The sequence below is a fragment of the Cedecea sp. NFIX57 genome (assembly GCF_900177785.1).
In the GTDB taxonomy this organism is placed as follows: Bacteria; Pseudomonadota; Gammaproteobacteria; order Enterobacterales; family Enterobacteriaceae; genus Cedecea; species Cedecea neteri_C.
The window spans coordinates 35,138-60,648 of record NZ_FXAS01000009.1 but is presented as its reverse complement, the minus strand read 5'-3'; the positions used below and the strand labels follow the sequence as shown (position 1 = coordinate 60,648).

The window sequence follows — 25,511 nt, the reverse complement described above, 5'->3', positions numbered from 1 at the left end:
AAAACATTCATTGAGTGTATTGCCCAGGGATCACGGGTAGGAGCCACCTTATGAGTCAGAATACGCTGAAAGTTAACGAGTTAAACGAAGACGCGGAATATGATGAGAACGGAGTTGAGGCTTTTGACGAAAAAGCCCTTGTAGAAGAGGAACCCAGTGATAACGACCTTGCAGAAGAAGAGCTGCTGTCACAGGGTGCAACACAGCGTGTACTAGATGCGACTCAGCTTTATCTTGGAGAGATCGGTTACTCTCCATTATTAACAGCCGAAGAAGAAGTTTACTTTGCTCGCCGCGCCCTGCGCGGTGATGTGGCCTCCCGCCGACGCATGATCGAAAGTAACCTGCGCCTGGTGGTAAAAATTGCCCGTCGTTACAGTAATCGTGGTCTGGCGCTGCTGGATCTGATTGAAGAGGGCAATCTGGGGCTGATTCGTGCGGTTGAGAAGTTCGATCCAGAACGTGGATTCCGTTTCTCAACGTACGCTACATGGTGGATTCGTCAGACCATCGAACGGGCAATCATGAACCAAACCCGTACGATTCGCCTGCCGATTCATATCGTGAAAGAGCTGAACGTTTACCTGCGTACCGCTCGCGAACTCTCCCACAAGCTCGACCATGAGCCGAGTGCCGAAGAGATTGCCGAGCAGCTGGATAAACCGGTTGATGACGTTAGCCGTATGCTGCGTCTCAACGAGCGCATTACCTCGGTAGACACCCCGTTGGGCGGTGACTCTGAGAAAGCGCTGCTGGATATCCTCGCGGACGAGAAAGACAACGGCCCGGAAGACACCACGCAAGACGATGACATGAAACAAAGCATCGTGAAGTGGCTGTTCGAACTGAACGCTAAACAGCGTGAAGTACTGGCTCGCCGTTTTGGTCTGCTGGGTTATGAAGCTGCGACGCTGGAAGATGTGGGTCGTGAAATCGGCCTGACTCGTGAACGCGTTCGTCAGATTCAGGTTGAAGGCCTTCGCCGCCTGCGTGAAATTCTGCAGGCTCAGGGGCTGAACCTCGAAGCGCTGTTCCGCGAATAATCGACTCTTCAAATAAAAAAGCGGTGATGCAAATCACCGCTTTTTTTATGCCTGCTGTTCGGTAACGGCTACACCAAACTCTTCAGCCGATAGATCCACTCCAGCGCCTGGCGTGGAGAAAGTGAATCCGGATCGAGATTTTCCAGCGCTTCTACGGCCGGAGATGTCTCTTCTGCCGCAACCAGCAGTGACATTTGTGTGCCATCCACCTGGCTTGCGGCCGCATTGCCGGAAATGCTTTCCAGCTCGCGTAGCTTCTGGCGCGCACGTTTGATCACGTCTTTTGGCACACCCGCCAGCGCGGCTACGGCCAGACCGTAACTTTTGCTGGCTGCGCCGTCCTGCACGCTGTGCATAAAGGCGATGGTATCTCCATGCTCCACGGCATCCAGATGAACGTTGGCTACGCCTTCCATTTTCTCCGGCAGCGTGGTCAGCTCGAAATAGTGGGTAGCGAACAACGTCAGTGACTTAATACGGTTGGCCAGGCTTTCGGCACAGGCCCAGGCCAGCGACAGGCCATCATAGGTCGACGTGCCGCGGCCAATCTCGTCCATCAGCACCAGACTATTTTCCGTGGCGTTGTGCAGAATGTTGGCGGTTTCTGTCATCTCCACCATGAAGGTTGAGCGACCGGAAGCCAGGTCGTCGGCAGCGCCCACGCGGGTAAAAATGCGGTCAACCGGGCCGATTTCTGCCTGCTGCGCCGGCACAAAACTGCCGATATAGGCCAGCAGAGCAATTAACGCGGTCTGGCGCATATAGGTACTTTTACCGCCCATGTTCGGGCCAGTAATAATCAGCATTCTGCGCTGAGGGGAAAGGTTTAGCGGGTTAGCGATAAACGGTTCGCTGAGCACTTGTTCCACCACCGGATGGCGGCCACCGACCAGCTTAATGCCGGGCTTGTCGGTCAGCGTCGGGCAGGTGTAGTTCAGGGTATAAGCGCGCTCGGCCAGGTTCACCAGCACGTCCAGCTCTGCCAGTGCGGTGGCGCTTTTTTGCAGCGCTTCAAGGTGCGGCAGCAGCAAATCAAACAGCTGATCGTAAAGCTGTTTCTCCAGCGCCAGCGCTTTGCCTTTAGAGGTCAGGACCTTGTCTTCGTACTCTTTCAACTCAGGAATAATGTAGCGCTCGGCGTTTTTCAGCGTCTGGCGGCGAACATAGTTGATCGGCACCAGATGGCTTTGGCCGCGGCTGACCTGGATGTAGTAGCCGTGCACGGCGTTAAATCCAACTTTCAGCGTATCCAGGCCCAGGCGTTCGCGCTCGCGGATTTCCAGCCGATCCAGGTAGTCAGTTGCGCCATCGGCCAGGGCGCGCCATTCGTCTAACTCTTCGTTATAGCCGGGGGCGATAACGCCGCCGTCACGCACCAGCACCGGCGGCGATTCGATAACGGCATGCTCGAGTAATTCGCGCAGCTCTGCAAATTCGCCCATCTGCTCGCGCAGGGTTTGCACATAGTCGGTGCTTACGTCCGACAAGGTTTCACGCAGGGCGGGCAGCTGCTGGAAGGCATAACGCATACGAGCCAGATCGCGCGGGCGAGCGGTGCGCAGCGCCAGGCGCGCGAGAATACGTTCCAGGTCGCCGACCTGGCGTAGCGTAGGCTGAATATCTGTGGTGCGCTCCTGCAGGGCCGCAATAGTTTGCTGCCGCTTGGTGAGCACATCAACGTTACGCACCGGCATATGCAGCCAGCGTTTGAGCATACGGCTGCCCATTGGCGTCACGGTGCAGTCCAGCACCGAGGCCAGCGTGTTTTCCACGCCGCCAGACAGGTTCTGGGTGATCTCGAGGTTACGTCGGGTGGCGGCATCCATAATGATGCTGTCCTGCTGCCGGTCCATGGTCACGGAGCGAATATGCGGCAGAGAAGTGCGCTGGGTATCTTTGACGTACTGTAACAGGCAGCCGGCGGCGCATAGCGCATGGTGGGCGTTCTCGACGCCAAAACCGGTCAGGTCCCGGGTGCCAAACTGCAGATTTAGTTGCTGGCGCGCGGTTTCAATCTCGAATTCCCAAAGCGGACGGCGACGCAGGCCACGGCGACCATCAATCAGGCTCATCTCGGCAAAATCTTCCGCATACAGCAGCTCGGCTGGATTGGTACGCTGAAGCTCGGCGGCCATGGTTTCACGGTCTTCCGGCTCGGTCAGGCGGAAGCGCCCGGAGCTGATATCGAGGGTCGCATAGCCAAAGCCTTTGCTGTCCTGCCAGATAGCCGCCAGCAGGTTATCCTGACGCTCCTGTAACAGCGCTTCGTCGCTGATGGTACCCGGCGTAACGATGCGAACGACTTTACGCTCAACCGGCCCTTTGGTGGTTGCCGGGTCCCCAATTTGTTCGCAGATAGCCACGGACTCGCCGAGATTCACCAGCTTAGCCAGGTAGTTTTCCACCGCGTGATGAGGCACGCCCGCCATCGGAATAGGTTCGCCTGCAGAAGCCCCGCGCCTGGTCAGGGAGATATCCAGCAGCTGAGAAGCACGTTTTGCGTCGTCATAGAACAGTTCGTAGAAGTCACCCATGCGGTAAAACAGCAGAATGTCACGATGCTCTGACTTAAGACGCAGATACTGCTGCATCATTGGCGTGTGGTCTGATAGATCCTTGTCAATAGACTCATTCATATTGATTTTGCTCGTTTTTTAATTCTTTCAAGTGCTCATGTGGCCCCAGGTAAAACCCTTTTAAACCCACATAAACCCAAAAATTTGTAGCTCACTTGTAGCCCAAGACGTGATAGATTGGTTTTACTCCTTCTCTGGGCTACAAATGGTAGTGATACTTTGAAAACAACTCTCAATCAGGCTTTTATTATCAATAAGTTAAGTATCAATGTTAAGCCTGAGCTCAGTAGCTCTGGAAAAGTCGTTTTCGAAGCTAACCCTGACCAAAAACCTTACATAGTTTTTGACGATCATCGAGATTCGCCTGTTGGTTTCGGTGTGAAGGTCAGTTTGACGAAAAAAACCTATGTAATCCAGCGAAGAGTAGCCTCGTCAGATCGTAATGTCAGTGAGGGTAAGAAGCCAAGCTCTGTCTTGAAAGTAAAGGTTGGAAATGTGTCTGATTTTCCAAGTATCGATCAAGCCCGTGAGGCAGCTCGGCAGCTGGTTCAGACAATGATTGCAACAAAGAGAAATCCCAACAAGATTAAAAGGGAACTCGATCTGGCTGAATTGACTGTGAGTGAAGCTTTTGCCCAATACAGGAGTCACTTACTTGGCAGAACCAAACCTGCTAAACCAAACACTCTCAATGTGTTAGACAAAGCTGAGAGTCGGTTAAAAGAATGGCAGAACCTTCGAATCAAGGATCTTACTGGTAATGAAATCCTTCGGAAGTTTGACGAGATTGCTTCAAGAGCCAGAACAGCAGCAGAACAGACTTTTAGGTGGGCCAATGTTGCTGTAAAACACGCAATCGAGATAGAAGCTGGGAATGCTCAGACCCAGCAACGACAACCTTCGTTGTCCTATAATCCTTTTTCAATTTTAAAGGTACAGAAGAAGTTCAGAACACGATCTGAGCTGGAAGATAGCTATCGTGCCAAGGGCGTACGAAATCCATTGTCCCCCAAAGATACTTTGGGACGGTTTCTAGGTGCATTACACAATAAGCGAGGTTTTAATCGCTTGGGTTGTGATTATCTGTTGCTGACCATTTTGACAGGAGCCAGGAAAGAAGAGACAGCAACACTGTGCTGGCGAGAGGCCCTGACAGAAGAGGAAGTCAGAACGACAAGCTATGTCGATCTCGAAAACCGGGTTATTCGCTTTTACGACACGAAAAATCGTAACGACCATGAGCTTCCAATCTGTGATGCTACAAAGAGAATTCTGGAAGACCGACGAGATATCGTCAACGATACCGAAATACGGGCAGATAAACGCAAATGGGTTTTTCCGGCTCGTTCATCACGAAGCAAGGTTGGACATTATTCTGACAGTAAAAGCTTGCGCGAGTATATCTGCCAGGAAGCTGGAATAATGAAGCTGGGAATGCACGATCTAAGAAGAACCTTTGGTCGAGTTGCAGAAGGGCTTACTTCGTATGCAGTGGTGAAAAGATTGCTTAACCACCGTAATACCACAGACCCTACTGAAAGATATGCTGAGCCTGATAAAGAGCGGGTATTTGAAGCTCTTCAACTGATTGAGCTACATATGCTGATGACGTCACCAGAATTGTATAATACACTTTTGGCTTCGGCGAAGTACCCACCATTGCCAGAAAATCAGGAGAATAAGGAATGAGTACTATTGATACTTTAAGGGAATACGCCGAAGTATGGCGGCTATTTGGTAGTATGCCAGATGATGCAACCCTGAGTGCTGAAGTTTCGGCCCTTTATCTTGGTGTAAGTGTCAAAACATTGGCTCGTTATCGCCAGACTGGTAATGGCCCTGCTTATATTCAATACCAGGCAGAAGACAGCAAGGCAAGGAATCAACGAGTAAATTATCTTTTAGGTGATTTAAGAACATGGCGGGATCATCATAAAGTGAACAGCACAATGGAAGCAGCACAGATCCGTGGGTTGGCTTTTGCTTCTTTGACTGATTTTACCAAGCCAGAGCCTTTCTGGACTATTGATAATAAAATCTATTCTCATGCTCTTACTGTATCTGACGAAGTATTCAAGGAGCTATTAAATACCTCTCGCGCAGAAGTTATTTGGATCTCTCTTGAAAAAGTGTTGTTTGAGAACTGGCATACTTCGAGAGAGCGTCAGAAATGGAATGACGTTTTTGTTAGAGTACTAAGTGGGATGATTAAATCATGTGAAGTTGAACAAGAACGTCATATACTTAATGATATCTTATGATTAGTTTTATTCCCAATATAAAGTTGAATTTGTATTGGGAAATCATTATCTGCGGAAGTGTAAATTTTCAACAGCATTGTTTATTATTTCAATCAAATGGAATTCCGTCTTCAGGATATCTTCTTCTGGATTTTTTAACCGGCTTTGTTTTACTCCCGGCACGATAAAAATTAAAAGAATTGGCAAAGTCTTCTGTCTCCAGTCTGGATTTTCTGAATTTATCCATCAGATCTTCATTGAAACGACGAGGAATTCCCTTAACGCACAAGTTTGAATTCAGATATACCTGATTATCTATGGTGTCACGAATAAGTATTTTCCTACCAAATAACTCTTTGAATGCACGTGAAACATTTGATTTATTCAGTCCAAGCTCTTTAGCAGTACGTGACTGTGAAAAATCAGGAATAATATTACCGTAATCAATGGCTGAGAAGAGATAAAGCACAATTTTAAATGCTGTGGGCGTCAAATCCATTCTGGCGAGTGTCGCCATATTACCTTTAAAGATCATTGAGAAATCGTCCCTGAAGGACGTCTTTTTATAGCTGGTTGCTTTAATTTTTATCTCTTCCAGATCTTCGGGCATAACCTCTAATGCTTCTGCAATAATGGATTTCTGTTCTTTGGTTAATACAACACTTGTGATTGACATAATGGCTCCTTTTTTATTTTTGTAATTACAGATATGGCATGTTTAATTCATTTGTCAACTTGGTTAGTGATATTATTTTAATTATATTTACTTTTAAATTTTAAGTTTATTATTTAGTAGGGGGTAATGGGTTATCAGATTTAAAACAAGGGGTACTAAATTTCTCCATCACCTGGTATGTAATTAATAATTTTTGGTGCTGAAATTAACAACAGCAGAATTTGCGTAATGATATGATTTTATTGATTAATTTCCTATTTTGATCTGCAAGATAAAAGAGTGATAAAGAAATAAGAAACCACAGTTTTACATTAGATCGACACTCAAGGCCTTGGTGTACCTGATGAAAATACTTTTATTGTTGTTTTTCTTACATAATATCATTTCTGAAATGAAGCCTGCGCAACTGTATGTTGCGCCATTGGGCTTCAGAACATTACTACAGTATTTTCTGAAAGTATAAATACGCTTCGCGCAAAAAAATCAGGAGTCTGAGTTGATCGGGAAAGCGAACACAGATACATGATTTTACCCTTCTGCTGACTACGGCTCACGCCGGGACCCTTCGGAAAAATCCTTTCTGCTTCAGCGAGTGAGTGCTGTGGGCACTCAGCGGCGCTGCCAGGGAGACAAAATTACGATTTTTCAACTGTTTGGTAAAAATAATTAACATTTATCGGTAGTAGGGGCGTAAGCCAGTGCGTAGCACGCTCTCAAAAAATATTCCTGTGGGTTTCTTATCAGCAATAGGGAAATAACTCTGATAATTGAAATATGAAATAGTAATACAGTCGGGAAGACACACCATAGTACAGTAAAAGCTATTTTTACTTATGGGGGGGTAAAATATATATCAATAATAAAATATTTTAATTTTACTATTGATTTTAATTTTTAAGATGATAGTACTTAATTATAAAAACAAAAGAATGGAGGAAATCATGAGTGCTATTAATGTTTTATCACAGGAGGAAAAATTTATACATGTTGTTGATAAATTTATAACCCATCATCACAACAGCGTTAATAACAATGCCTTTTATAAAAAACTTTATGTTCTCTTCGCAGGGTATCATCTGAAGTATTTTTATTCACGGGCGCAGTACCGTAATTCATGTTATCACGTAGATAATATTATGCAGATGTTTACAGGAGTCGTTTCGACTCTGAACACAACGCTGCTCAGGAAGCTTGCAAATAGCGACACGTTGCTGCATTGCCTGAATTCACTTGTGAATTATATTTCAGGCAATCTGGACGAAGCAGAGCATATTTATGCTGATTTGCTGGCTCAGTATGAAAAGAAACGCATTGCAGGCTCTCTGGCTTATACTCCGCCAGTCTCAGTGATCAGGAAAAGACTTTGATAGCGGCAGCAGCGTGTACAAGGAATGGGATGCTGAATGGTGGAGAGAAATGGAGCTGGCGTTTCCGGCAGGTCGTAAGCGAGTATTAAAAAGGCAGGAGCCACCCAGTTGGCGTCCCGCCTGTCGTGATGGCTTTAAGGTGGGTTTACTTATCAACGACCTGCCAGCCATCATCCGTTTTGACAAGGGTTACAGCAGCAGTACGCTTTTCGTTATCGACAATAGCCGTCACATTGCATTTATAGCTTTTATCAGAGACTTCTACGCAGTCATGCTTTTTGACTGATTTTAATTCGCGCAGTGCGTCTTTCGGGACATCTTTACCTGCTATGGATTTAACGATGGCATTCGTCTGCTCCACGACCTTATTCATCGCAGTGTAAATATCCTGCTCAGACGGTTCACCGGTACAGCCACTCAGCAAAAAAATGGACGCAATGAGTGTGGTAAATGCATATGTTTTCATAAAATAATCCCAGACTGTAGAGTACGTTATTGAATAAGACCGGTTTTCATCTTGCTGCTGTTTTTAGAGAACGTCCAATTGCTGACCGTTTCGCCTTTAAATTCGATTTCCAGCGTTTTGGCCTGCGTCTGTGAACCCCCTGTCAGCAGTCCAATCACGGGAATGAATGTAGTGGTATCAAACTGATTGTTATCCATCGAATAAATCCATTCCTCATTGCCACTATCAAGTGTGGTTCTGGTTTCGGGCTCACCTAATGCGGTAATGATTTCTGATTTCGTTGTTTTATTTTTGATGATTTTAGACTGCAGACTTTGTGATGTTTCTTTTTTCAGTTGCTGATTGCCTGATATTGAACAACCAGAAATAAGGAAAGAAGAAATAAAAAACACAGAAATCATGAATCTGTTCATAAGTTATCTCATATTAGTTTTTTATGTTTGCGGTGGTGTAAAATTAATATCACCGTATAAAAATAACTCTGTCTGCATATTTCTTTTTAATAATGCAGATAAGAATAATGACGCTGGCAAAAAACGTAATGACTGAGACAGGAGTGCTGCCGGTTAATGAAAATACTAACCAGGCGATAGCTAATGCCACGAATTGAAACAAGAATGCCACACTGAGCGGGCTTTCACCATAGGCCACTTTTGCATGACAGCCTTTGCAAACCCGCACACCATGTGGGCTTTGTGTAAAGCAGAAGGGGCAGCTAATCGTTTTATTATCCATCGTGACTCCAAGGACTGATTTAAGATGATGTATTTTTGAACATTTTCGATGAATGACCCGCTTTAGTAAAATTGCTTGTACCGATCGATGATTACTTCGTGATAGCTCATGACTATCATAATTGCATTATCGATCTATACAAACGATCAATAATTTATTGACTATCATTTCGTTATGGACTATCACACCTTATGGTGTGTGGTGCTGGTTATTCCTAACTGATTGTTCCTGAGGAGAATGACTGGCTGTGAAAGGAACGGGCGCTAACAGGTGCAGATGAAGAATCTTGCGGAAAGGATGTGTTGTGGCATGCAGCAGTGACATTCCCCTGCGCCTTAGAAGTACAACAATTTGGTTGAGTAATAAAAGCCACACCTTCAGGCGACGCTGGCGGGGTATCTGGCGGGTTGTATTGTACAGTTTGCTCCTGAGTTGAATGACACTGACTGTTTCCATTTGTCTTTCCAGACGAATTTTTTCATCAAGCTGATGGATTTTCTCCAGAATCGTTTTCCGGTTTGCAGCCTGTTCTTCAGACTCGCATGATGGCACTGGCACTGGCACTGGCACTGGCACTGGCACTGGCACTGGCACTGGCACTGGCACTGGCGCAATTTTAGGTTCTGTCGGCTTTTGTGCTTCTTTCAGTACAGTAAGATGCTCTGGCGTAAAATCAATCAGTGCTTGCAGGGAAGGCCAGCCATATTTTTTACCCAATTGAGAGGCTTTAAAGGCGATGCCCTGGTACTGAAATGAAAATCCATTCATTTTACCCGTTGTGGCGATATTGGGTTTGCAGCTCACTCCCTCCTGTTCCAGTAATCGAACAAAGGATAGTAAATCGGGACGGGGGGTTAATGCATTGTCGATAAGGGCCTGCAACTGTGACTTAGGGCAGGGAGCTGCTGTGCGTTCTGCCATCATCAGTTCATTACGGGAAGGCTTCCTATTATCCTGGCGGTGACTACCCGTTACACTCGTAGTTTCGGTGAGACCGTGTACTCTCTCCAGCTCACTGATAATCCGCGTGCTGATAAGATTTTCATTTTTCCCCAGGTAGAGTTTTCCACCGACCATGTTAATACGACTTGCAATGATATGAATATGCTGCCCATCCGGATCATCGTGCATGATATAGCAGCGAAGATGGGTGTCAGTGAAGCCCATTCGGGCCATATAATCGTCAGCGAATGCTGCCCACTGTCTGTTTGACAGATTCTCACCCTTTGGCAGGCGAAGCGAATTATGCCAGACAGGTTTGGCGACATCGGGACGCAGCAGTCGGGTGCCTTCAAATTCACTTATAAGCTCAGCAGCAGTGCTGCCCGTCATGTTGCCACCGATGACATAAGGCGTGATTTTGTGGTGAGAACCTGACTTCAGGCTATAAATAACCACACCTGTGAATTGTTTACCCCTTTTTATTTTCTGCATGCCTTTCATCGGTCTGGCTCCAGAAAGGTTGTAGGAATAAGGTGATCGCGAAGAGTTTTTATTTGTCTGCGCAGGGCAAAGAGTTCTGTACGGGTCAGTTCGCTGTCAGGGCTTTTGCTGTCGAGATGGTTCAGCAGGTGGTTTAAATCCTGCGAAAGGTTGCCGAGTTTAACCCATGCTTCACGATTAATTTCAGGCAGAACCGGTGGGAGTTTATTCAGAGATGCCATTCTAAGCCATTCTCCTTTTTTATACTGGCCTCTCTTACTGTCGAGAATAATTAACTCTTCCTCATTTAATCTGACACTGATGCAGTGAGTTCGTATTTCATTATCAGGAAGTTTGTCAGTATGGAATTTACCGCGTTTTGATACTCTGGTTATATCATCATCATTACTCATGTCACTGTTCATAGTTATCCTTTTATTGCATGTTTATTACTACAGATAACTGATGAGGTGAATAAGTCAAGTTGTTGTGGGGTAAATATTTTAATTGGCTGGATTAAGAAAGGTATACCATTTAACAAATAGTATACCCAAGAGGACTTATAAACTGAGTTATCATGAAATAAAACCTTTCAGACTTAGAAGAAGGGTGTTCACTTCTGAATTTTAGAGTCTTTTTCGCACAGGCGCACGGGGGAACTCTGGCTTCATTTCTTTTAACAGATCTTTTTTCTCTCTTCCTGCGATATAAGAAAAAATCTTATCGGAGTCAGAACGCTGTCTGAGTATATCGTCGTCCATTCGGATACCATTTCGGATAAACCATTTCACTCTCTCTATGCCGGTGTAGATACCAATATGCTCATTGCGACAATTATAAAACTGTGTGTGCTTTATTTCGATATGTTGTTTTATTTCGTTAAAGATTGATCTCATGTCTTTAACATATAATTCAACTGTACAATGCTCTGCAAGCATGAAATTAACACCATTTTGTTTGAGGAATTTAATAAGCTCTAAAGAGTTATAGGTGATATGTCTGATTAAAACAGGTGTGCTATCGATTTTATCTATATGACGGATAAGAGCACCGACGTTTGATTTGTAATGCCACTTTCCATTGTCCACAGACAAATCGAGTACTGATTTACCATTATGATCAGTGTGATTAATATTACAGCCTTTTTTTATCCAGTAATCAAAAATATCCTCGAAGTAGAGATTATACAGAATGGTCTGGCCTTTATTATCGATACTGTGAATATCTACTCCTGAGTTAAAAAGGATCTCCGCGCACTTTATATCATTGCGCTTCGTGTGAAGGCAGGATTGACCTTTATTATTCTTATGCTGAATATTAATGCCTGAATGGATTAACAATTCCAGAATTTTGGGGTTAGTGTTACAGAACAGTGCGTTATTACCATAACGGTCTGTGAGGTTTATTTCTATGCCTGCTTCAATCATTGCTTTTACAGCGTCCACATGATTACAAAAGAAAAGAGCATTACGACCATCTTCATTTAATGAATTAATGTCGATTCCTGCTTTGATACAATCATGGACGTTCTCTCTGGTCCAACTGCAAAACAAATTATCTATTGTATACATTGTCATGGCTATTCTCCTTTATTAAGCTGCGAATTTGTTATAAATTTCATTGTTAGCACTATACTCTTTGATTTTGACGATATCGTCATAGATCCGTGAGAATGAAAACCATGAGATCTCTTTAACTTCTCTTTTCTTGTTTTGATAAATGATATTGCACCCGCGAAACTGGAATGCATTGTTGAAGGCGTCATGGTTTGCGTTTCTGAGAAAATGAACAAATGATTTAATTGTCTCTTTCTTGCTTATGTTGTAAGAGAGAAAAGTATGAATAGAAAAGAGGGTTAAGATATTTCTCTGAGTAATCATATGTCTGGAGAAGTAACAAAAATAAAAATCCTGCTCTTCACTTACTGTTTTTCCGAATACAGAAAATTGTGGGTTATATAATCTATAGAGATCTACATTCTTTTTGGTTTTGGCAAGATAGTTTGTCAGTGTTGGGTAATTGTGTTTTTTCATTTTTATTCTCCTTTATTGTTTTGGTTAAATGAATATATATTATTAAATAAGTATAAATCAAATTTATTTTTAATATAGAAAAATTACGCAAGCGTTTTCTTTTTATTATATTAATTTAATTTGATGTTTTATATAAGAAAAATAACATTTATCAAAAAGTGCTATTTTGAATTGTTTTATTTCTATTGGATGGTATTAGTTTCGATAAATCGATAATTCTGACAATCTTATTTTTTACGATTGCAATGCATATAAATGAAGGATTCGGTTTTTTAATTATTTTCTATTTGCGCGAATTTTTTTTTCGAGGTATGATAAGCTTAACTTCTGGTTACCGGATTTTTCAAAATGGCTGTTGGGTTGAATAAGAAAGAAATTGATGGGCCTGCTTCTCAGAGAGCAGTTGCATGTGATTTAGAACCCGCACTCCCTCCCATTGGCGCACGGGTTACTCTCAACTATCCAGGTAAAATGGATGAGTCAATCATTCTGCAAAAGAAAGATACAAAATATCTAAGAGTTGGAAGTGATTTTGCTAAAGAAAGTTCTCTGATTTTACCTAATAGTTTTATCTGGTCTGATAATTCGCTTGCTTTAAATCGTCTCATGGTAGAAGGGAAAAAAGCGAAACTTATTTATCTTGATCCTCCTTATGCCACAGGGATGGGGTTTTCAAGTAGATCAAATGAACATGCCTACGATGATTGTTTGACCGAAGCTGCCTATTTGGAGTTCATGCGTAGAAGATTGATTTTGATGAGAGAAATTTTGGACGATGATGGTACTATTTATGTCCATATAGGTCATCAAATGTTGGGAGAGTTAAAATGTCTCTTAGATGAGATTTTTGGTAGAGAAAGATTTATTAATCTAATCACTCGCCGAAAATGTAGTAGTAAGAATTCAACAAAAAATAATTTTGCAAATTTAAATGATTATATTCTTTGCTACAGTAAAGGGAAAAAATATATATGGAATCGTCCCCTCAAGAAACCAGATGCTGAATGGCTTGCCAAAGAATACCCTAAAACTGATAGCAAAGGACAATTTAAACTTGTTCCTATCCATGCTCCAGGAGTTCGCCATGGTGCAACTGGTGGTGAGTGGAAGGGAATGCTACCTCCACCAGGAAAACATTGGCAATATACACCTGAAAAACTCGATATTTTAGATGCCTCAGGTGATATTCATTGGTCAAAGACTGGAAATCCTCGGCGTAAAGTTTATTTAACTGACGATAAATCAATTGGTTATACTGATTATTGGGAAGAGTTTCGTGATGCTCATCATCAATCAATTCTAGTGACTGGTTATCCGACTGAAAAAAACTTTAACATGATGAAGTTGATTGTTGGAGCAAGTAGTAATCCAGGAGATTTAGTTATTGATCCTTTTTGTGGTTCTGGATCAACACTACACGCTGCAAGTTTATTGCAACGTAAATGGATTGGGATTGATGAGTCACTTTTTGCTGCTAAAACAGTTATGAAAAGATTTGCTATTGGTCGCGCTCCAATGGGGGATTATGTGAACACATCCTTGAATAAGCAAACGGAGCTGCCGTTGTCACTTAACGAAACAGCCCGTCATGAATATGTATCAAATGACTTTAATATTTATGTGGATGAATTAACCGCTTCGGTGTCTAAAAATGAATTGGCGGAAATTCAGAAGGCGTATCGAGACCTAAAAGCCAATCAGCAGTAATTCGATAAGGTGCGGTTTTGAGTGTAGTGACTCTTACCGCTCCATCCCAAGAATTATCTAATCTGCAAGCCTCAGTCCATGTGTCATTATGAGCCAACCCAGGACCATCAGAAAGGAATATAATTCTGAACCGGTGTCCATATGTAGCACAAAATTGAGAAGCTTTTGATACCTTATCGGCATTTCCTCCGGTACGATCATCAGACTGTGCACCACCTCTCGTCGCATCGTATCGAGCAAATCCGATCGCGCAAACATTATTATTATTATCAGTGATTACAAAGTCACAAGGGAAATCTCCCTCATAAGTATCATACAATGTCCTGAGTTCAATATCTCTGCCTGCACCACGAGGGCCACTTATACTGAATTGGCCTGAAAACGTTTGGTTAAACCAATCAAAAAACCAGCCAGTAAGTATGTATCCTGATTGTCCACGTGTATCATATTCACCTACTAAAGCAGCTAATGCCGCTTTATGTGCGGGGGAAAAATTATTGAACTGATTTTGCACAATTGTGATATCTTTGAAATATTCACCATAATTTAATACAAGAGTTGCTGTAGCGACTTTGAGTTTTTTCGCCATCTCCGTATCAACAATTGGACAAACACACCTGCGAAATATTTTTAACAAAGTCATCCTTTGCTTCGCATTGAATCCACTTTCCCTGATATATTTGAGTAATTCATGGCTACTTGAAGAATTGTTAGCTAATTGTCTGAATAAATCAATTTCTGTATTATATCTACTAATTGAAATATCAAGAACTTCAGGGAATCTTGTTGCTAAATCAATTGGAGTAATGACTCTATGGCGATCATTTGAATACTGAGATAGATTAAATGTATTGTTTTGCATCCATACCTCCCATATAAGATGCTATAGAATAGCAAGCAAATTGTAGTATGTACATACAAAGAATTGATATAAATCAGTATTTTAATTAGTGGTGATTAGAGGTGGCTCGTTCTTTGAGTAAGTTTTCATCTTGATATAATTACTCTGTTATCTCCCCGCCAGATGGCGAGTATTGCATGATCAATAAAATATGAGAGTATTTAAATTTCATGGCTTTTAATCAGAGGTATGTCTTCCTCTAATTTTGGTAGTGAATAGTATATTTGTGATTACACCCTTAATTATTGAATATACATGATATTTAAGCAGCATGAGTTCATGCTGCTCACAGTGAAAATATTCATTACTGACCAACAAAAAGCTGAACTTGAACCTTTTCATTATTCCAGTCGTGGCAATAAGTCAGATATCGTATGAAAGCCATTATTCTGGCTTCAGAGGCTGAAGTTCGGACATGATTGCTCTGGCTTTGCACCTCCATCAGATGACCGTTGACCATCATATCAGCGAGTTTCTGAATAAAGGCAAGTCAAAGCCTGAAAATGGCGGATCGGACAGTAATCTGAGTGCTGAGAAAACGGCTCTGTTAATCAGTAAGTTAACCGATGATTTATATCGCTATGACCTTGATTTTATTGAGTTTGTCGCCAAATCATGGAACATTGTTTTCAGTGTTCCGGTAATGATTAATTGGCGGAAATTATAACGGGTTCAACTATAAAAAGCGTAAGGTTCAGCTTGAATTAACGATGTGAAAATTGGAATAATAATTACGAATCGCATGAATAAATGCAGGTTCGGTTTTACTCTGTAATAGTTAATTTTATTAAAGCTTGACGAGTAGGCTTGGTTTTCCTTTTCTAACCGAAGGGCAGAAAAGCAAGGGGAACTCGAAGAAGCAAGCGCAGCGGCTTCGCAGGGTTAGCCCTTGCTTCAGTTATAATAAAGAAAAAATAATGTAGCAGTTGTGTTTTCAAAAATGCTGAAAGCTTCGCTTGTAATGTTTTTAAAAGCTTCTCCTGTAGTGCAGGCGAAGTGCTGAAATTTCTGCTTCGATTGTGTGCATTACGAGCAAAAAAAACATTTATATATGATATCTGGATCAGGGTGTAAAACCAAAGGAGGCTATCCATATGAGATTATACCTCAATTAAGATTTTGTATTTCATGTCTGTAATAATGAAAAGATTTATAAATTTTTTATTGTTTTATACTTGACATTTAAAATATATCCTCTATCTAATGTTTGGCAAAAATGAAAATAAAAGGAGCGCCATGATGGGTAAATATGAAAAAGCATTCAATGAGGTTAATGTACTTATGAGTGAGATACTTGATAACTTAAATATTACCTTGGAAGAAACTGATTTGTTTCCTACAGAAGATATATTTATAATAGTTGTAAGGAAAATCGAAGTTGATAACTTGAAGTTAATATCCTCTATTTTTACTAATGATGAATATCATGAGGTTAAAGAGGGTATGACACCTGCAGTGAACAAATTCATGCATTGGTGGGGAGATAATCTTGATTGTGATAATATAAATATACCGGCTTTAATTGCAAAAAAAGAAGAAAGCGTTCTTTCTCCAGTTATGTCAGAAAATTTAAAAAGTGAAATAAAACAGAGCAAGAAAAGACTTTGATATTTTTTTGATAAATATTTTCTGAATCCATGGAGAATATCATACTCATAATTTAATAAAACCTATGTAAAAGCGATATGTATATCGCTTTTGTAATTTGTAGCTCATTTGTAGCTTGAATTTAATAATGGAATTTATCTTAATTTAAAATCAATAGGTTAAGATTGTTGATTTATACTGCTGCATCATTGGGGTGTGCGAGTCTAAATTTTCTATTGTACTCATCGGTTTGTGATATCCATCTTATTAATTTTTAATGAGTTAGTGATTGTTGTAGTTATCATTAGGTTTCACGTTGTCTCATCGAATATCATGAAATTTTGCATTTAAATGTAGGTTAAAGTGTAACTTGCCAACCTATGGCCTGGTAAAATATGGGCACATACAGCGCAACCTACATTTATGTTCATGACTGCATAAGGTGCATGATAACGGAGTCTTTATGGCAGGAAAACAAGAGGGAAAGCCACTTTCGTTTAAAGCGGTAGAAATTGAAGCCGGGCGACAAAGATAAGGCTGATGTAGGCGAAAATCGAGGCTTACGTGTCTCCTGTGGTGCAACTGGGGTTAAGTCTTTTTTCTAAGCCCTCTGACTGGCAAGCTTGCTCAGGTTAAAACTGGTAACTTCCCGCAGGCTTCTCTCGCCGCTGCACGCCTTAAACTCCACGAATTAAAGCATCTCCGACAGGAAGGTCGGTGCCCTGCGACTGAACTCAAAAAAGATAAGCTCCAGCGTGCGATTGAAGCTGAACAAGCTAAGATCCCCGAATTGACCGTACAGGGATTAGTTGAACTGTATCTTACCGAACGTATTGAGGATCGTAAAACGAAGGACGGGAAGATCATTCCCGGTGCCAGAAAGCCGAAAGGGCAGGCTGAGGGGGCGTTTGAGAAACATTCATTTGCTTACCTGTCTGATAAGGATGTTGCCCGTTTAGCTAACCGTTTCATTCTTGATGTACTACTTAAAGGGCTTGGCCGATGAGTGAGTCTTTGACGGGGCTTGATGTGAATTTGCGTAGAAGTTTTGGTATACTGTTTGGACGATGTCTTTCAGCCCAGATTCTGCTTTTCAGGAGTAATTATGAGCAATAGCAAAAAAACGCAGGCGCATTATGTTAAGCCATCTCGTGCTGACATTGTTCGCTCAGTAGCAACATCTACGGCTGTTGAAACAGGGCAGTCCTCCGCGAAGATCGAAGCATCGCTAGAAGCGACGCGCAAAAAGTTCGCTCATTTACGTCTTGCGGTTTAACCCCTTCTCAATGCTTCTCTCACCCCGTGTTTCATCGGCTCGTAGTCCATTGATACGCCTGCATGGATAGCCGAGATATACTGGGTTTTGTTCTGCTCCCAGCTTTGATAATCCAGTGGTTTGTATCCTCCCTGAACGGCCATCACGTCGGCTAATAGTCGCGACAGGCGTCCGTTTCCCTCTCTGAATGGATGGATGAGTATCAGCTCGACATGGGTGATGGCGATGGCAGTGATGAGTTGTTCTTCGTCCATGCCGCTACACGGCGTGTATTGAGCCAGATATTTGCTGTCAAATTCGTTCAGCAGTTTAGGCAACTGCGCTGAAGGGGCAAACATAAAGCCGCCCTTGCTGATGTTTACCGTTCTTTCTTGCCCGGCCCACTCGTAGAGGTTACCTAACCAACGGCGGTGCCAGCTTTTTAGCAGGGCTACGCTGAGCTGTCCTTCCGGGAACTGTTCTTCAAAAACAGACTGGTAGAGTTGTTCTAACAGGACAAGTTCCGCTTCATCCATCTCATCGGAAGCAGCGATACCCAGTTTATTAGCCAAAACCTGCTCGCCAGAGTCTTTCTCATACTGACCTTCACTGCTGGATACATGGTATCGGCTCATGGAGATGCCCTGTGTTATTAGAGGGATGGAAAAACAGAGGGAGTATAACGCTGGATGAGTATAGCAAACAATGTTCGTAAAATCATATGGTTACAAAAGTATAGGTTGAAATGTGGTTTTTATTCTCTGGTGGGAAATAATCGTTAATAATCAGTGTTAACACACCAATGTATCATGGGAGTGTGGGCGTCGAAGGTTTCGCTAGTGCTCATGGAGTGATGATATCCATTTCGTTGAATTTTAAGTGGTTAGTGATGTTTCTGGTTCTCATTATCGCTCACTAATACGGCGTAAACTGTGCGTGGGAATCGTCCCGCAGATGGCCCATGATAACGGAGTATCAAAGACAGGAAAACAGCGGTTAAACGACATTGCTTAAAGCCTCGCAACGCGTTGCCATTCTGATATGTTCTGGCGGCGGTGGGATGCAATACCGCAATTTGGCGATCATTTTCGCCTTCATTCTGCTTAAACGGTTAAATCCCAGGGTGTCTATGAAAAAGTGGGTACTGGCGGGCGTGTTGGTGGTGACGGGATGCGTTTCTTTTCAACAGCTTGATGATGGTTTACGTGGCCTGGTGGGCCAGGATAAAACCGTCGCATTTAAAATTCTTGGCTACCCCGATAATCAGCAAACGTTCGACAACACAAAAGTTTATACGTGGGTAACGAACAGCACGGGGGCCGAGCCTTATGTCTCGCCGCAAACGACCACTGGCACGGTAAACGGCAAACCGTTTGAGGCCACGACAACACAAACCACGTTTGTGCCGGTTAACTATAGCTGCAAAATTCAGATCTCTACCGACAGTAAAGGCATCATCAAGGACTATAAATATACCAGCACGGATCCCAGCGTGATGGGCTGTATGAACTACATCAAAAGCCTGAATAATTACTATAAAAGATAGAACCCGCCCGATCCGGCAACGTAGTTGAGTTGCCGGGTGTTGCGTTTAGACACATCTTTTTCATCCTGTTTTCAGGAACTCAATTTTCAGTGACCCACTTACCAGAAAACATCCCAACATCGGAGATAACCATGTTTTCTGCAGTCGGTCAGTCGAATCGCGTTCAGCCCGCCGCCCCTAACGTCAGCGGAAGGATCCATCCTGATATTAAAATTAAGCCACCGGTAAACGATCCCGTTCAGGCCCTGGCTAACCTGTTCCGTGATAACAAGCTTGCCTATCTGGGCGATGTGCATGGTCAGCTTGCGATCCCTGAATTTGTCGGGCATGCCATTCCCGAGTTGAAAAAGGCTGGCGTGGATCTGCTGGCGGTAGAGTTTGTGAAGTACAGCGATAACGCCTTGTTTCGCGAAGCGCTGGCTCATGGCAAAGAGGCGACAAAAAACTTCATCATGAACGCCTGGTCAAAACACGGCGAGGCCTGGGTGGATAAGGTTGCCGGGGCGCTTTATGAAGCGCACAAAGCCGGCATTTCCGTCGCCGGCATTGACCGCCATATTCCCGGCGCTGCGCCAAAAACGCCGATGGAAGCCATCAAATACATGAACAAACGGCTGGCACTCAATATTGCCTGGAACGCTGCGGCAGAAAAAGAAGAGCGTGCCATTGGCGCTCGTAAAACGCTGGTTTGGGGCGGCGGCGGTCATTTTCACCATAGCCGTGAGCAAGGGCCTAAAGATATGCGTCCCGGCCCTGTGGTGTCCTTCGACTCGAGCGGTAAAGCCCCGGGCTGCTCGCTAAACGATAAGGACGACAACAGCCACCTGGTGATTAATTTCCCGAAATAAAAAAACGGGGAATGACGATTCCCCGTTTTTTCTCAGGACGCGACCTGGAAAACGCTGACGGTTTCCCGCAAAACGCGAGATTGCGTATCGAGAGAGGTTGCTGTCGAGGACGTCACCTCGACCAGCGCGACGTTCTGCTGCAGGTTTTTATCCATCTGCGCCACGGCCTGGGCAACCTCATTAACGCCGGTCGCCTGTTCGGCAGAGTTATGCGCAATTTCGTTGACGATGCTGTTCACCTGGCTGACGGTGGTTAGAATCTTGCTCATGGTTTCCGCCGCCTGGTCGATCTCCTGCGCACCGCTATTTACCCGCTGCACTGAGCCGGTAATCAGGCCTTTAATTTCTTTCGCGGCGCTGGAAGAACGTTGGGCGAGCGCGCGAACCTCAGTGGCGACAACGGCAAAACCCCGCCCCTGTTCACCCGCTCTGGCGGCCTCAACGGCGGCGTTCAGCGCCAGAATGTTGGTCTGGAAAGCAATGCCTTCAATCACCGAGGTGATATCCGCAATACGCACGGATTCCTGAGTAATTTCCTCCATGGTGCTGACGATCCCCTGTACCATTTCACTCCCCTGGGCGACTTCGCTGGCGGCAGAGCTGGCAAGCTTGCTGGCGTACTGCGCGCTTTCTGCATTGTTCCGCACCGTGCTCGCCACCTGGTCCATCGCCGCTGAAGTTTGCTGCAGTGCCGCGGCCTGGTTTTCCGTCCTTGCAGAAAGTGAGCTGCTTCCTTTGGCTATTTCTGCGCTGGCGCTCGCCACACCCTCTGCGTTCTGGCGTACTTCAAGCACCAGCTGGCGCAGCGCATTTTGCATATGGCTGAGCGAGGCCAGAATACTGCTGGTATCTTTTTTACGCAGCTCAGGTGTTTGCGTCAGATCTCCGGCGGCGATGGCGTTGGTCATCCGTAGCAAATCAACCGGCTCACCGCCGAGGGAAAGTGTGATTTTGCGCGTGGTTGACCAGGTGATTAGCAGGCCAAGCGCGACGGCAACCAGCGCCAGCGTGAGCATCAGAAGGTGGAATGTGCGGGCGATCCCGCGTGCAGTGTTAGCCAGCGCGTCGTTGAGCTGCGTCTCCATGTCGATAAAACCATTAATGGTAGCCAGCCAGTTAACAAAAGCTGGGCGAGCCTGATTGAGGATGACCTGGCGCGCACCTTCCACATCGCCTTTTTGCTGCAGAGCGATAATCTCATTCACCAGCGGCAGCGTTTGCTGTTCAGCCTCTTTTATCTTTTCGTACTGAGCTCGCTCTTCGGTTGTCACGTCGCTGCCTTGGGTAAAGATGCCTTCCATCGGCTGGACGGAGGCCTGGTAATCCTGCTCCAGCTTGCGGATGTGTTCGATAACGCTCTGCAGCTCGCCTGCCGGAACCAGTGTCACGTCCCGTATGGCAATCGAACGATCATGCACGCTGCCCCGAAAATTAACGGCGTAGCGCTGTTTGACGTTATTGACATCGTTGATGGCGATCAACGCGTTGTTTATTTTATTCACCTGCATAATTGCCACCAGAGTCAGCACAACCAGCGTTAATAAAATAATGATAAAGCTGCCGCTTATTCGCGAGCCTATGGAAAGATTTTTAAACATAATAACTCTCTTTTAATTAATATTGAGCGTGATGTTAATGGTGTTGTCGGAGTATTTTCCTGCAGTGGATACAGGAGGGTAAGTTGTCTTGCAGGCTTACAGGGTGGAAAGGAAATTAATCTGCAGGCCAAACGTTGTCAATAGGGCAGCTTTGCACCGATGCTTGCAGCGTTGACTATGGCGGAATGCTTTATTCCATAAATAACAATGGTGTTTATTTTTGTTCTCCCTAAGTGAAATGGTTTTGTCTTTAACTTGCAGTTTTACTTTGTTTCTATATTTTAAACCTGGCTGTGTGAGACTGCAATAATTACTCTGGCACATTCGTTACGTCTGCTAACAAATGTTTATTCTTTATTTAAGATTTAAATTATTGCCTATTAATGTAAAAGGCTGAGCCCATGTTTTTAAAATTATCATCCCCGGAACATATGAAAATTAATAATGGCGATTCCCCTGCTTTTAATGGTGGAATGCGGCGGTAAAAAAATTTTAAGACCTGGGAATAAATGGTCATTTCGTTCGTCCTATGTGCTCAAAAGCCAAATGCCATTTCATTATTGTGAGCCGAACCTATGCGAGAACCCCGCCCGTCTTTCTGCGCGATGTTTAAAAATTTGCGCTACCCGCAGCAATTTTTACTGCGGGGCACCGTGATAGTCGCCATTCCGTTAGCCCTTTGTCTGCTGTTTGCCTGGGCGTGGGGTGCGCTGACGCCGGGGCGTTTATCTCCCGATAAGCTGGTTAATGCGCTGGAAAAAACGGGTGGAGAGCACCCCGGTTATCGCCGCAATCATGCCAAAGGTGTCTGCGTGGTGGGGTATTTTGACTCCAACGGTAGCGCCAGCGCCCTGTCAAAAGCCACGGTGTTTCTGCCGGGCAATACGCCGGTCATTGGCCGCCTGGCAATTGCTGGCGGTAACCCCAATGCACCTGATGGTGCGGTGCCAGTGCGCAGTATGGCGCTGCAGTTTATCACCCGTGATGGCCAGGAATGGCGAACCGGGATGAATGCGCTGCCGTTCTTTAGCGTCGCGACGCCTCAGGGCTTCTACGATCAGCAAATGGCGGGTATGCCCGATCCTAAAACGGGCAAACCCGATCCGGCCAAAATGAACGCTTTTATCAGTGCCCACCCGGAGGCGAAGCCGTTTTTTGCCTGGGTGAAGAGCTATGTGCCAACGTCAAGCTGGGCGAGCGACAGTTACAACAGCCTGAACGCCTTCTTATTTACCAATAAAACTGGGGACGTTCATGGCGTGCGCTGGAGTATGCAGTCGCAAACCCCCGGCGTGCCGGTGACGGCGCAGGACAAAGCGAACCCTTTGTTTCTTCAGCAGGACATCAAGCAGCGCTTGCAGCAGGAGCCACTAAAATGGGATTTAATTATCAGCGTGGCTGAAAAGGGCGACGCGACCAATGACGCGACAAAAGCCTGGCCCGACAGCCACCAGAAGCTTAACGCAGGCACGCTGGTGCTGACGTCCGCACAAGATCAGGCCGACGGCAACTGCCGGGACATCAACTACGATCCGCTGATACTGCCAGAGGGCATTTCGGGCTCGGACGATCCATTGCTTAGCGCGCGCTCTGCGGCTTATTCGTCATCCTTCAATCGCCGCACGCACGAAGAAGCTCAGGTAAATAAAGGGGCTGGTTTATGAGCAAAGTAACTTTTTTTCACCCTCTGCTGCGCGTCGTTCACTGGGCGATGGCGCTGATGATCGTGGCGATGTTGTTTATCGGCGTGGGGATGGTGTCCACGGTGTCGGCATTACACGCTTTTTTATACTCATTGCATAAACCGCTTGGCGTCGCCATTCTGCTGCTGGTTATTCTGAGGGTGTATCTCCGCCTTCGCCATAAAACACCGTCGCTCCCGGCGCACCTGCCGGGTTTTCAGGTGGCGCTGGCGCATTTATCCCACTGGCTGCTCTATCTTCTGATGGTGGCTCAGCCGCTGGTGGGCTGGGCCATGCTTTCTGCTGCTGGCTACCCTGTGACGCTGGGAGCAGGCATCACGTTACCGGCGCTGGTGGCAAACAATATTGAGCTTTATGCCGTGCTTCGGCCTTTGCATACCTGTCTTGCGCTGCTGCTGTTCGTCACCGTGGTGCTGCATCTGACCGCTGCTTTATTCCATGCGCTGCTATTGCGTGATGGCGTGTTCAGCAGCATGACGGGCTACAAAGGCCGGGGCTAACATCGCGCAGTGGAGTAAATCATGTCAAAACTGAGCGAACAGGAAATACGGGAAATGCTGCCGCATCTGCAGCGTTTCGCCCTATGGCTCACGCGCAATCCTCATGCCGCGGAGGATCTGGTGCAGTCCTGTCTTGAGAAAGCGTTTACCCGCGAGAGGGATCTGGCGGCCAGAGAAAGCCTTCGCAGCTGGCTGTTCTCTATTCTCTACCGGCAATTCATTGACGGCGAGCGGCGAAAAAGACGCTATCAGCGCATTTTGTCGCTGTTTACTGGCGATGAAAACCCAGTGGCCGCGTCAACGGAAGAGATGCTGATCAACGACGATATGCTGGCGATGTTCAGCCAGCTTCCCGTGGAGCAGCGTGCGTTACTGCTGCTCATCAGCGTGGAAGGGTTGAGTTATAAAGAAGCGGCGGAGTCGCTGGATATCCCGTTGGGAACAGTGATGTCGCGTTTGTCCCGAGCCAGAAAACAGCTGCAAAAATGGGATGAAGGCACGCCATCCACCCCGGCGTTAAGGAGATTAAAATGAAATCGCGCATACCTGACGAGCAGGATCTTCATGCCTGGGTTGACGGGCAACTGGATGACGAGCGCAAAAAGTGGGTTGAACACTATTTGCAGCAGCATCCTGAGCAGGCAGCACAGGTCAAAAAATGGCAGGCCGATGCCCGGCGCTTACGCCTTTCTCTGGATGAATTTGTGCCTCAGGTTTCTGCTCCGGCTCTGGAAGTGCAGCGGGCGCGCCAGCAGATTCAGCGCACCCGTCGGTGGCGTTTAGCCGTTGCTTTTAGCCTGCTATTCTCCGTCGGCATGGGCGGAGTGGCCGGGTGGCAGCTGCATGCCAGCGAAGTTATGCGGCAAATTCTGCCGATGGAAGATGCCGTGCAGGCCTATCGTCTGGTGAACAGCGGTAGCGTGAAAGCGCTGGACGTTGTGGCCAGCGATCGCGCGGAGGTGAACAACTGGATGAGCCGCTACTTTATTAACGGGGCGCTGGCACCAGACCTCGATAATTACGGTTTTACGCTGGTGGGCGGGCGCTTGATGGTGACCGAGCAGGGGCCGGCGGCGCTGGTGGTCTATCAGGACGCTCAGGGCACACGCGTGGCGTATTACATCCGGCCTTCCGGCATGTTTATGCTGGGGAAAGGGGAGCGCCAGGCCGATAACCTGACGGCGCAGTACTGGAGCGATCGCCGCTATAACTACGCGATGATAAGCCCGGCCAATGACAGCCAGACGGCGAGGTTACAACAGGCGGTAGCACAGTACGCGGGGGATGAGCGAGCGATTTAATGCAGGC

25 protein-coding genes and 2 pseudogenes are annotated in these 25,511 nt (G+C 45.4%); 15 read left to right on the top strand and 12 right to left on the bottom strand.

From position 1 onward, the window contains the following. The first annotated feature begins 50 nt into the window (after positions 1 to 50). The gene (gene rpoS / locus B9Y90_RS09610; RefSeq protein ID WP_008458325.1) at positions 51 to 1,043 is read left to right on the top strand and encodes an RNA polymerase sigma factor RpoS; all 993 of its coding nucleotides are present in this window, start codon (positions 51 to 53) and stop codon (positions 1,041 to 1,043) included. 68 nt (positions 1,044 to 1,111) lie between these two features. Here the strand turns inward: rpoS and mutS are convergent, their stop codons facing one another. Further along, a complete protein-coding gene (mutS, locus tag B9Y90_RS09605; protein WP_085541088.1) occupies positions 1,112 to 3,679 on the bottom strand; it encodes a DNA mismatch repair protein MutS in 2,568 nt (855 codons plus the stop codon). A gap of 159 nt (positions 3,680 to 3,838) precedes the next feature. On the opposite strand from mutS, the gene B9Y90_RS09600 reads away from it, so the two are divergent. Both B9Y90_RS09600 and B9Y90_RS09595 read left to right on the top strand, forming a co-directional pair. Then, positions 3,839 to 5,308, top strand: coding sequence for a tyrosine-type recombinase/integrase (locus tag B9Y90_RS09600; RefSeq protein ID WP_080916715.1), 1,470 nt, complete (start codon positions 3,839 to 3,841; stop codon positions 5,306 to 5,308). Further along, the gene (locus B9Y90_RS09595; protein WP_016239676.1) at positions 5,305 to 5,880 is read left to right on the top strand and encodes a hypothetical protein; all 576 of its coding nucleotides are present in this window, start codon (positions 5,305 to 5,307) and stop codon (positions 5,878 to 5,880) included. Before B9Y90_RS09600 ends, B9Y90_RS09595 begins: the two co-directional genes overlap by 4 nt. Before the next feature lie 88 nt (positions 5,881 to 5,968). On the opposite strand, the gene B9Y90_RS09590 is transcribed toward B9Y90_RS09595, so the two are convergent. Beyond that, positions 5,969 to 6,535, bottom strand: a complete 567-nt coding sequence (locus B9Y90_RS09590) for a helix-turn-helix domain-containing protein (RefSeq protein WP_080917262.1) — start codon at positions 6,533 to 6,535, stop codon at positions 5,969 to 5,971. Positions 6,536 to 7,476: 941 nt separating this feature from the next. On the opposite strand from B9Y90_RS09590, the gene B9Y90_RS09580 reads away from it, so the two are divergent. Continuing rightward, positions 7,477 to 7,902 (top strand): hypothetical protein, encoded by a 426-nt coding sequence (locus B9Y90_RS09580; protein ID WP_080917259.1) that lies wholly within the window; start codon positions 7,477 to 7,479, stop codon positions 7,900 to 7,902. 145 nt (positions 7,903 to 8,047) lie between these two features. On the opposite strand, the gene B9Y90_RS09575 is transcribed toward B9Y90_RS09580, so the two are convergent. The 7 genes from B9Y90_RS09575 to B9Y90_RS09545 all read right to left on the bottom strand — a co-directional run bounded on the left by B9Y90_RS09575 (position 8,048) and on the right by B9Y90_RS09545 (position 12,558). After that, positions 8,048 to 8,368, bottom strand: a complete 321-nt coding sequence (locus B9Y90_RS09575; RefSeq protein WP_057058078.1) for a hypothetical protein — start codon at positions 8,366 to 8,368, stop codon at positions 8,048 to 8,050. A gap of 26 nt (positions 8,369 to 8,394) precedes the next feature. Beyond that, a complete protein-coding gene (locus B9Y90_RS09570) occupies positions 8,395 to 8,781 on the bottom strand; it encodes a hypothetical protein (RefSeq protein ID WP_085541087.1) in 387 nt (128 codons plus the stop codon). 49 nt (positions 8,782 to 8,830) lie between these two features. Continuing rightward, positions 8,831 to 9,103 carry a hypothetical protein gene (locus B9Y90_RS09565; RefSeq protein WP_016239672.1) on the bottom strand — a complete coding sequence of 91 codons (273 nt, stop codon included), beginning with the start codon at positions 9,101 to 9,103 and terminating at the stop codon, positions 8,831 to 8,833. Positions 9,104 to 9,292: 189 nt separating this feature from the next. Further along, positions 9,293 to 10,546 carry a relaxase/mobilization nuclease domain-containing protein gene (locus B9Y90_RS09560; protein WP_085541086.1) on the bottom strand — a complete coding sequence of 418 codons (1,254 nt, stop codon included), beginning with the start codon at positions 10,544 to 10,546 and terminating at the stop codon, positions 9,293 to 9,295. Continuing rightward, complete coding sequence (locus B9Y90_RS09555; protein ID WP_085541085.1) at positions 10,543 to 10,950, bottom strand: ATP-binding protein; 408 nt, start codon at positions 10,948 to 10,950, stop codon at positions 10,543 to 10,545. Before B9Y90_RS09555 ends, B9Y90_RS09560 begins: the two co-directional genes overlap by 4 nt. 201 nt (positions 10,951 to 11,151) lie before the next feature. Continuing rightward, positions 11,152 to 12,102 (bottom strand): ankyrin repeat domain-containing protein, encoded by a 951-nt coding sequence (locus B9Y90_RS09550; RefSeq protein ID WP_085541084.1) that lies wholly within the window; start codon positions 12,100 to 12,102, stop codon positions 11,152 to 11,154. 15 nt (positions 12,103 to 12,117) lie between these two features. Continuing rightward, positions 12,118 to 12,558, bottom strand: a complete 441-nt coding sequence (locus tag B9Y90_RS09545; RefSeq protein ID WP_085541083.1) for a hypothetical protein — start codon at positions 12,556 to 12,558, stop codon at positions 12,118 to 12,120. 348 nt (positions 12,559 to 12,906) lie between these two features. Between B9Y90_RS09545 and B9Y90_RS09540 the strand changes: the two genes are divergently transcribed. Continuing rightward, positions 12,907 to 14,265 carry a site-specific DNA-methyltransferase gene (locus B9Y90_RS09540; protein ID WP_072071920.1) on the top strand — a complete coding sequence of 453 codons (1,359 nt, stop codon included), beginning with the start codon at positions 12,907 to 12,909 and terminating at the stop codon, positions 14,263 to 14,265. On the opposite strand, the gene B9Y90_RS09535 is transcribed toward B9Y90_RS09540, so the two are convergent. After that, on the bottom strand, positions 14,204 to 15,127 hold the full coding sequence (locus tag B9Y90_RS09535) for a hypothetical protein (protein WP_085541082.1): 924 nt from the start codon (positions 15,125 to 15,127) through the stop codon (positions 14,204 to 14,206). The two genes, B9Y90_RS09540 and B9Y90_RS09535, sit on opposite strands and share 62 nt — an antisense overlap. 318 nt (positions 15,128 to 15,445) lie before the next feature. Between B9Y90_RS09535 and B9Y90_RS27290 the strand changes: the two are divergent. The 4 genes and pseudogenes from B9Y90_RS27290 to B9Y90_RS26910 all read left to right on the top strand — a co-directional run. After that, a pseudogene (locus tag B9Y90_RS27290) lies at positions 15,446 to 15,852 on the top strand (IS630 family transposase); the annotation flags it as partial. A 550-nt stretch (positions 15,853 to 16,402) separates the two neighbouring features. Continuing rightward, entirely contained in the window at positions 16,403 to 16,774 is a 372-nt protein-coding gene (locus B9Y90_RS09520; protein WP_254902692.1) for a hypothetical protein, read from the top strand. A gap of 442 nt (positions 16,775 to 17,216) precedes the next feature. Further along, positions 17,217 to 17,654, top strand: a pseudogene (locus tag B9Y90_RS27285) (Arm DNA-binding domain-containing protein); the annotation flags it as partial. Between the two features lie 204 nt (positions 17,655 to 17,858). Then, complete coding sequence (locus B9Y90_RS26910) at positions 17,859 to 18,029, top strand: hypothetical protein (RefSeq protein ID WP_164671858.1); 171 nt, start codon at positions 17,859 to 17,861, stop codon at positions 18,027 to 18,029. Here B9Y90_RS26910 and B9Y90_RS09505 read toward each other — a convergent pair. After that, positions 18,026 to 18,643 carry a Fic/DOC family protein gene (locus tag B9Y90_RS09505; RefSeq protein WP_085541078.1) on the bottom strand — a complete coding sequence of 206 codons (618 nt, stop codon included), beginning with the start codon at positions 18,641 to 18,643 and terminating at the stop codon, positions 18,026 to 18,028. The two genes, B9Y90_RS26910 and B9Y90_RS09505, sit on opposite strands and share 4 nt — an antisense overlap. Positions 18,644 to 19,137: 494 nt before the next feature. On the opposite strand from B9Y90_RS09505, the gene B9Y90_RS09500 reads away from it, so the two are divergent. Both B9Y90_RS09500 and B9Y90_RS09495 read left to right on the top strand, forming a co-directional pair. Next, positions 19,138 to 19,554, top strand: a complete 417-nt coding sequence (locus B9Y90_RS09500; RefSeq protein ID WP_085541165.1) for a hypothetical protein — start codon at positions 19,138 to 19,140, stop codon at positions 19,552 to 19,554. 131 nt (positions 19,555 to 19,685) lie between these two features. Next, on the top strand, positions 19,686 to 20,402 hold the full coding sequence (locus B9Y90_RS09495) for a Type III secretion system effector HopBA1 (RefSeq protein ID WP_085541077.1): 717 nt from the start codon (positions 19,686 to 19,688) through the stop codon (positions 20,400 to 20,402). A 32-nt stretch (positions 20,403 to 20,434) separates the two neighbouring features. Here B9Y90_RS09495 and B9Y90_RS09490 read toward each other — a convergent pair whose 3' ends face one another. Next, on the bottom strand, positions 20,435 to 22,000 hold the full coding sequence (locus tag B9Y90_RS09490) for a methyl-accepting chemotaxis protein (RefSeq protein ID WP_085541076.1): 1,566 nt from the start codon (positions 21,998 to 22,000) through the stop codon (positions 20,435 to 20,437). Positions 22,001 to 22,575: 575 nt separating this feature from the next. Between B9Y90_RS09490 and B9Y90_RS09485 the strand changes: the two genes are divergently transcribed. Genes B9Y90_RS09485 through B9Y90_RS09470 form a run of 4 tightly spaced genes read left to right on the top strand, consistent with a single transcriptional unit; the run spans position 22,576 to position 25,504 of the window. Continuing rightward, complete coding sequence (locus B9Y90_RS09485) at positions 22,576 to 23,664, top strand: catalase family peroxidase (protein WP_441302651.1); 1,089 nt, start codon at positions 22,576 to 22,578, stop codon at positions 23,662 to 23,664. Further along, entirely contained in the window at positions 23,661 to 24,203 is a 543-nt protein-coding gene (locus tag B9Y90_RS09480; RefSeq protein ID WP_085541075.1) for a cytochrome b, read from the top strand. The genes B9Y90_RS09485 and B9Y90_RS09480 overlap by 4 nt, the downstream gene beginning before the upstream one ends. 21 nt (positions 24,204 to 24,224) lie before the next feature. Then, entirely contained in the window at positions 24,225 to 24,737 is a 513-nt protein-coding gene (locus B9Y90_RS09475; RefSeq protein WP_039297598.1) for an RNA polymerase sigma factor, read from the top strand. Then, positions 24,734 to 25,504 carry an anti-sigma factor family protein gene (locus B9Y90_RS09470; protein WP_085541074.1) on the top strand — a complete coding sequence of 257 codons (771 nt, stop codon included), beginning with the start codon at positions 24,734 to 24,736 and terminating at the stop codon, positions 25,502 to 25,504. The genes B9Y90_RS09475 and B9Y90_RS09470 overlap by 4 nt, the downstream gene beginning before the upstream one ends. Positions 25,505 to 25,511 lie beyond the last annotated feature (7 nt).

Bases quoted from the DNA above. Each gene is read 5' to 3' on its own strand.
- B9Y90_RS09540 (WP_072071920.1), top strand. From the start codon at position 12,907: ATGGCTGTTGGGTTGAATAAGAAAGAAATTGATGGGCCTGCTTCTCAG.
- B9Y90_RS09490 (WP_085541076.1), bottom strand. From the start codon at position 22,000: ATGTTTAAAAATCTTTCCATAGGCTCGCGAATAAGCGGCAGCTTTATC.
- B9Y90_RS09555 (WP_085541085.1), bottom strand. From the start codon at position 10,950: ATGAACAGTGACATGAGTAATGATGATGATATAACCAGAGTATCAAAA.
- B9Y90_RS09470 (WP_085541074.1), top strand. From the start codon at position 24,734: ATGAAATCGCGCATACCTGACGAGCAGGATCTTCATGCCTGGGTTGAC.
- B9Y90_RS09485 (WP_441302651.1), top strand. From the start codon at position 22,576: ATGCGAGAACCCCGCCCGTCTTTCTGCGCGATGTTTAAAAATTTGCGC.
- rpoS (WP_008458325.1), top strand. From the start codon at position 51: ATGAGTCAGAATACGCTGAAAGTTAACGAGTTAAACGAAGACGCGGAA.
- B9Y90_RS09480 (WP_085541075.1), top strand. From the start codon at position 23,661: ATGAGCAAAGTAACTTTTTTTCACCCTCTGCTGCGCGTCGTTCACTGG.
- B9Y90_RS09550 (WP_085541084.1), bottom strand. From the start codon at position 12,102: ATGACAATGTATACAATAGATAATTTGTTTTGCAGTTGGACCAGAGAG.
- B9Y90_RS09520 (WP_254902692.1), top strand. From the start codon at position 16,403: ATGATGGGTAAATATGAAAAAGCATTCAATGAGGTTAATGTACTTATG.
- B9Y90_RS09565 (WP_016239672.1), bottom strand. From the start codon at position 9,103: ATGGATAATAAAACGATTAGCTGCCCCTTCTGCTTTACACAAAGCCCA.
- B9Y90_RS09495 (WP_085541077.1), top strand. From the start codon at position 19,686: ATGTTTTCTGCAGTCGGTCAGTCGAATCGCGTTCAGCCCGCCGCCCCT.
- B9Y90_RS09505 (WP_085541078.1), bottom strand. From the start codon at position 18,643: ATGAGCCGATACCATGTATCCAGCAGTGAAGGTCAGTATGAGAAAGAC.
- B9Y90_RS26910 (WP_164671858.1), top strand. From the start codon at position 17,859: ATGAGCAATAGCAAAAAAACGCAGGCGCATTATGTTAAGCCATCTCGT.
- B9Y90_RS09560 (WP_085541086.1), bottom strand. From the start codon at position 10,546: ATGAAAGGCATGCAGAAAATAAAAAGGGGTAAACAATTCACAGGTGTG.
- B9Y90_RS09535 (WP_085541082.1), bottom strand. From the start codon at position 15,127: ATGCAAAACAATACATTTAATCTATCTCAGTATTCAAATGATCGCCAT.
- B9Y90_RS09575 (WP_057058078.1), bottom strand. From the start codon at position 8,368: ATGAAAACATATGCATTTACCACACTCATTGCGTCCATTTTTTTGCTG.
- B9Y90_RS09580 (WP_080917259.1), top strand. From the start codon at position 7,477: ATGAGTGCTATTAATGTTTTATCACAGGAGGAAAAATTTATACATGTT.
- mutS (WP_085541088.1), bottom strand. From the start codon at position 3,679: ATGAATGAGTCTATTGACAAGGATCTATCAGACCACACGCCAATGATG.
- B9Y90_RS09545 (WP_085541083.1), bottom strand. From the start codon at position 12,558: ATGAAAAAACACAATTACCCAACACTGACAAACTATCTTGCCAAAACC.
- B9Y90_RS09500 (WP_085541165.1), top strand. From the start codon at position 19,138: ATGAAAAAGTGGGTACTGGCGGGCGTGTTGGTGGTGACGGGATGCGTT.
- B9Y90_RS09590 (WP_080917262.1), bottom strand. From the start codon at position 6,535: ATGTCAATCACAAGTGTTGTATTAACCAAAGAACAGAAATCCATTATT.
- B9Y90_RS09570 (WP_085541087.1), bottom strand. From the start codon at position 8,781: ATGAACAGATTCATGATTTCTGTGTTTTTTATTTCTTCTTTCCTTATT.
- B9Y90_RS09475 (WP_039297598.1), top strand. From the start codon at position 24,225: ATGTCAAAACTGAGCGAACAGGAAATACGGGAAATGCTGCCGCATCTG.
- B9Y90_RS09595 (WP_016239676.1), top strand. From the start codon at position 5,305: ATGAGTACTATTGATACTTTAAGGGAATACGCCGAAGTATGGCGGCTA.